Annotated in this window: 4 protein-coding genes; all 4 read left to right on the forward strand. The window is 46.9% G+C overall.

Annotation, left to right across the window (positions count from 1 at the left end):
* The first annotated feature begins 16 nt into the window (after positions 1–16).
* From KGY70_16975 to KGY70_16990, 4 genes are read left to right on the forward strand one after another with little or no spacing between them, the layout of a single operon-like run.
* Positions 17–247, forward strand: coding sequence for a hypothetical protein (locus tag KGY70_16975; protein ID MBS3776894.1), 231 nt, complete (start codon positions 17–19; stop codon positions 245–247).
* Positions 244–1,653: a sodium:solute symporter family protein gene (locus KGY70_16980; GenBank protein MBS3776895.1), complete on the forward strand. Its 1,410-nt coding sequence runs from the start codon at positions 244–246 to the stop codon at positions 1,651–1,653. The genes KGY70_16975 and KGY70_16980 overlap by 4 nt, the downstream gene beginning before the upstream one ends.
* A gap of 11 nt (positions 1,654–1,664) precedes the next feature.
* On the forward strand, positions 1,665–3,050 hold the full coding sequence (locus tag KGY70_16985; GenBank protein MBS3776896.1) for a glycoside hydrolase family 88 protein: 1,386 nt from the start codon (positions 1,665–1,667) through the stop codon (positions 3,048–3,050).
* 6 nt (positions 3,051–3,056) lie between these two features.
* The gene (locus tag KGY70_16990) at positions 3,057–3,887 is read left to right on the forward strand and encodes a sugar phosphate isomerase/epimerase (protein ID MBS3776897.1); all 831 of its coding nucleotides are present in this window, start codon (positions 3,057–3,059) and stop codon (positions 3,885–3,887) included.
* The last annotated feature ends 977 nt before the right edge of the window (positions 3,888–4,864 follow it).

Genomic DNA, 4,864 nt, shown 5'->3' on the forward strand with positions numbered 1-4,864 from the left:
AATAAAACCAATATCTATGAAAAACAAAGTTAAAACCCGCTGGTATATGGTTGTCACCACTGTGATCATCCTTATCATCCTGACATTCACCCCGGCAGTAATACCTTATGGTCAATACAAGCCGGAACTTTTTGGGATTCCCTACACATTATGGACCGGTATCCTAATTGGAATGGCAATCGTTGGCCTCACCCTCTACGGGTCATTCATTTGTCCGGGTTCTAAAAGATGGGAGGAAAGCCAATGACTACCTGGTTTATCATCTTTGCAGCCATTTATGTCGGTTTGCTGGTATTTGCCTCGATAAAATCATACTCGCGACACCGCACAGCCGACGAGTTCATGCTGGCCAACAAGAGCATCACCTCTATCCTGGGATTTTTAACCTATTCTGCAGCTTTATTCAGCGCTTTCACCTTTATGGGGATGCCCGACTTTTTCAGAAACCACGGCGTTGGTGCCTGGATTTTTCTGGCCGTCTCCGATGCAGTGATGGTATTTCTCATCCTCTGGTTCGGATATAAATTAAGGCGCCAGGCAACCCGGTTTGGATTTAAGGGCATTGCCGGTTTGATGATGTCGTGTTTCAGGAACAAGTGGGCTGGCTACGCCCTTTTTACCAGCGCCTTTATCTTTCTTATTCCCTATGTGGCCATTCAGATCCGGGGCATATCCATCTTTCTTGATGCCACCCTTCCCGGTTCTCTTCCTGCCTGGGGATGGTCGGCCATCATTGTGACTTTTATGCTGATCTACAGTGAAATTGGTGGCCTGAAAGCCATTGTTTACAGCGATGCCATCCAGGGCCTTATATTGCTTACGGTGATATGGCTGATCGGGACAACTTGCATTGGATATGAGGGGGGAGTTGCCTCTTTATTCAACGGTGTGGAGGAAGTAAACAGCAAATTGCTTTCTACTCCGGGCCCCAATGGATTATTTGACAGGCAATTCCTCATTACCTCACTGATCGCCGTGGTTTTGATTCCCGTTACACAGCCTCATTTTACCATTCGGATCGCTGTAATGAAGAGCCTTCGGTCCATGCACAGGATGGCCATTGGAGTAGGTGTTTTTGCTTTGCTTATTATATTGCCGACCGCTTTTATCGGTATGTACGGAGCCATCAACTACACCGATGCCACCACCTCCAACTTTCTCTCGAATGCCTTGTTGTTTGATCAGGCAGATACTGTGGCGGCACTGGCCATCATCGGTTTGTTTGCTGCTGTGCTGTCCACCACCAATGCCCAGCTTTTTGCATTGGGTTCCGAACTGCGTTCGATCCTTAAAGGAAAGGAAAATAAGGTGATGATGTGGGCCAGGATTGGAATATTTATCTTCGCGGTGATCACACTGATATTTTCCACTTACATGAGTGATCAACTGGTGCTTTTGGCCCGAATGAGCTTTACCGGCACCTCCATGATGGCACCTGTGGTAATTGTGGGTGTGCTGGCAAAAGAAGCACCGGGCAAAGAGCTGTTTATTGTATCCCTTACAGCCCTGTTTGTATTTCTGGCTTCCCTGTTTGATCTGGTTCCGGCAGAAATTCACGGATTTCTGATTGAATCCATATTGTACATCGTGCTGGTCATTACCACCGCCTTATCATTGATCATCAGGAAAACCAAACTGCAAAAATCCTTATAAAATATGCCGCTATGCTACAAATCAACCAACAGTTAAACCCGGAAGATCTAAAATCCAAGCTGGATCGCTTCTGGGAGCTTTCCGGAAAGAAAATAAAGGATATTGAAGCCAACTACGATACTGCGCAGGGTTCGCCGGTCTACACCGTAAAAGGAAAATACACCACCCGCGGCTGGACCGAGTGGACACAGGGCTTTCAGTTCGGTTCTTCACTGCTGCAGTTCGATGCCACCGGTGAGAAGGAATTCCTGGAAACGGGAAGAAACAAAACGCTGGATATTATGGCTCCTCACCTCACGCACACGGGTGTCCATGATCACGGGTTCAACAATGTAAGCACCTATGGAAACCTGTTGCGCCTGATGGTTGAAGGCAAAACAGCCTACAATGAATGGGAAAAAAACTTTTATGAGCTGGCATTGAAAGTATCCGGTGCCGTGCAGTCGAACCGCTGGACCAACACGGCTGACGGCGGTGGATACATGTACACCTTTAACGGACCCCATTCCCTGTTTGTGGATACCGCCCGCACTTGCAGGGTACTGGCACTGGCCCATTCCCTGGGCCATGTTTTTTTGGGCGAGCATGACAGCCGCATCGACTTGCTTGACCGAATGCTCAGGCACATGGATGCCACGGCCAAATATTCCGTTTTTTACGGAGAAGGAAGGGATTCCTTTGATGAGTGGGGGCGTACCGCACATGAATGCATCTTCAATGTGAACGACGGGAATTTCCGCTGCCCGAACGCCCAGCAGGGCTATTCGGGATACACCACCTGGACGCGGGGACTTTCATGGGCCATGTGCGGCTTCCCTGAAGAGCTGGAATTCCTGGATACATTACCGGAAGACGAATTGAAAGCCTACGGCGGAAAAAAGACATTGGAAGAGCGATACCTGAAAGCTGCCCGGGCCACCTGCGATTTTTTCATCAACAACACACCCACAGACGGAATTCCCTATTGGGATACCGGCGCACCCAACCTGCATAAGATGGGAGATTATCTGAATCAACCCGCAGATCCCTATAACGATCATGAACCGGTGGACAGCACAGCGGCAGCCATCGGGGCCCAGGGTCTGCTGCGGCTGGGAAAATATCTCTCAAAAAAAGGAGAAAAAGAGGAAGGTACCAGGTATTTCCAGGCCGGACTGACGGTGGTCAGCCGTCTGCTGGAGGACACCTACCTGAGCACGGAAGATGATCATCAGGGCCTGTTGCTGCATTCCATCTACCATCACCCAAACGGGTGGGACCACATACCGGCGGGAAGCAAAATCCCATACGGAGAATCCAGCATGTGGGGCGATTACCACATCAGGGAGGTGGCTTTGTACATCCACCGGCTGATCAGCAATGAGCCCTACTACACCTTTTTTAACTGTTTAAAATGATTGTTTATGGCTTCGGAAATTAATGACACTTCAAAACTTTGCATTCATACCATCACCAACAAGCCCTGGGATATTGAAACGGCCGCGGCCAGGTATGCAGAGGCAGGCGTTAAAGGCATCACGGTATGGAGAAATGCCCTGGAGGGAAAGGATGTTGCAAAAACCGGTGAGATGATACGCGGCCACGGGCTGGAAGTAATCTCCCTCTGCCGGGGAGGGTTCTTTCCCCATGTGGATAGGCAAAAACGTAATGAGGCCATCGGAGAAAACAAGAAGATTGTTGAGGAAGCGGCAGCATTGGGTGCGCCCATGGTGGTGCTGGTATGCGGGGCCGAGCCCAAACAATCCCTGGAGGAATCGAGGAAGCAGATCCAAAATGGCATAATAGAAACTTTGGATCAAGCCAGGGAACACAACGTCAAACTGGCCATTGAGCCGCTTCATCCCATGTACGCCGACACCCGCTCGGCCATCAACACGCTCAGGCAGGCCAATGACATGGCTGAAGACATACAGTCACCTCATGTGGGCATTGCTGTGGATGTGTATCATCTCTGGTGGGATGAAGACCTGGAGCAGGAAATAGCACGATGCGGCAGGAACGGGAATTTAATGGCCTTTCATGTATGCGACTGGAAGGTACCGACAAATGATTTCCTGCTCGACCGCGGACTGATGGGCGAGGGATGCATCAATGTTCCACAGATAAGGGAATGGGTGGAAAATACAGGATTTAACGGCATGAACGAGGTGGAGATATTCTCGACTGCCTATTGGGAGATGGATCAGGATGAATACCTCGATAATATTGTAAAAGCTTATTTGGAATATGTGTAGTATATTAAGTTTGAGAGTTTGACTAAGAATTTAAAAGTTTGACAAAGAGTTTGATTGTTTGACAGGAGTTTGATATTCAGTTGGCAAGAGGCAGTTGGCAGTTGGCAAATCGGATAAGCCGCAGCTAGCAGATAAATATGATGATCACTGAAGGGATTAAGTTGGCAAGGGGCAAAAAGCAGCTTACTATATTGCAGAACCAAATTTAGGGAAATAGATATAGTAATACAATTGGTCCCGCATTCTGCGGGAGCAAAGAGCAGTTGGCAAGGGATGTAGCTACAGGGGGCATAAAAATTTATTGAAACTGCAAAAATTCAAAGTAAAAGTTAATATAGAAAATAAGTTGGCAAGGAGCAAAAAGCAGCAGTTGGCAAGGAATCCATTAAACTATAGCTGGCAGTAAAACTATAAATACTATAGTCATTAATGGTCATATGTTGTCATTAGGTGGTCATTAGATTGTATCTGCAGGAATTATAGGGCTTGGAGTTAGTTGGCAATGGACAATAATTACTTGACAATTGGCAAAGTGACAAAAAAGAATGTTAGAAATTGACAGGATAATAGAACTATAATATAGTCATTGTTTGTCATTAAGTGGTCATTGGCAGTCATTATAGGATGATTAAAAGTTTGATTGTCGAATTAAAAAGCTGGAATCCAGCGAAAGACTTAAGAATTTCTGATTTGCCAACTGCTTTTTGCCCACTGCCAACTATTTGAACCTACGGGCCGATAACACATCTACGAAAACAATCAATGACCATGAATGACAACGAATGACAATAAATGACAGCTTATTCAACTGAAAAACGATAATCATCTAAACAAACAACAAAATCTTAAAATATGAAGCAACACGAAACAGGCATCATTATGAACGGCGTTACCGGGCGCATGGGCACCAATCAGCATCTGATGCGCTCCATTCTGGAGATCATTAAGCAGGGTGGCGTTAAGGTAAGCTCTACAGA

The organism is Bacteroidales bacterium, assembly GCA_018334875.1.
GTDB lineage: Bacteria > Bacteroidota > Bacteroidia > Bacteroidales > UBA12077 > JAGXLC01.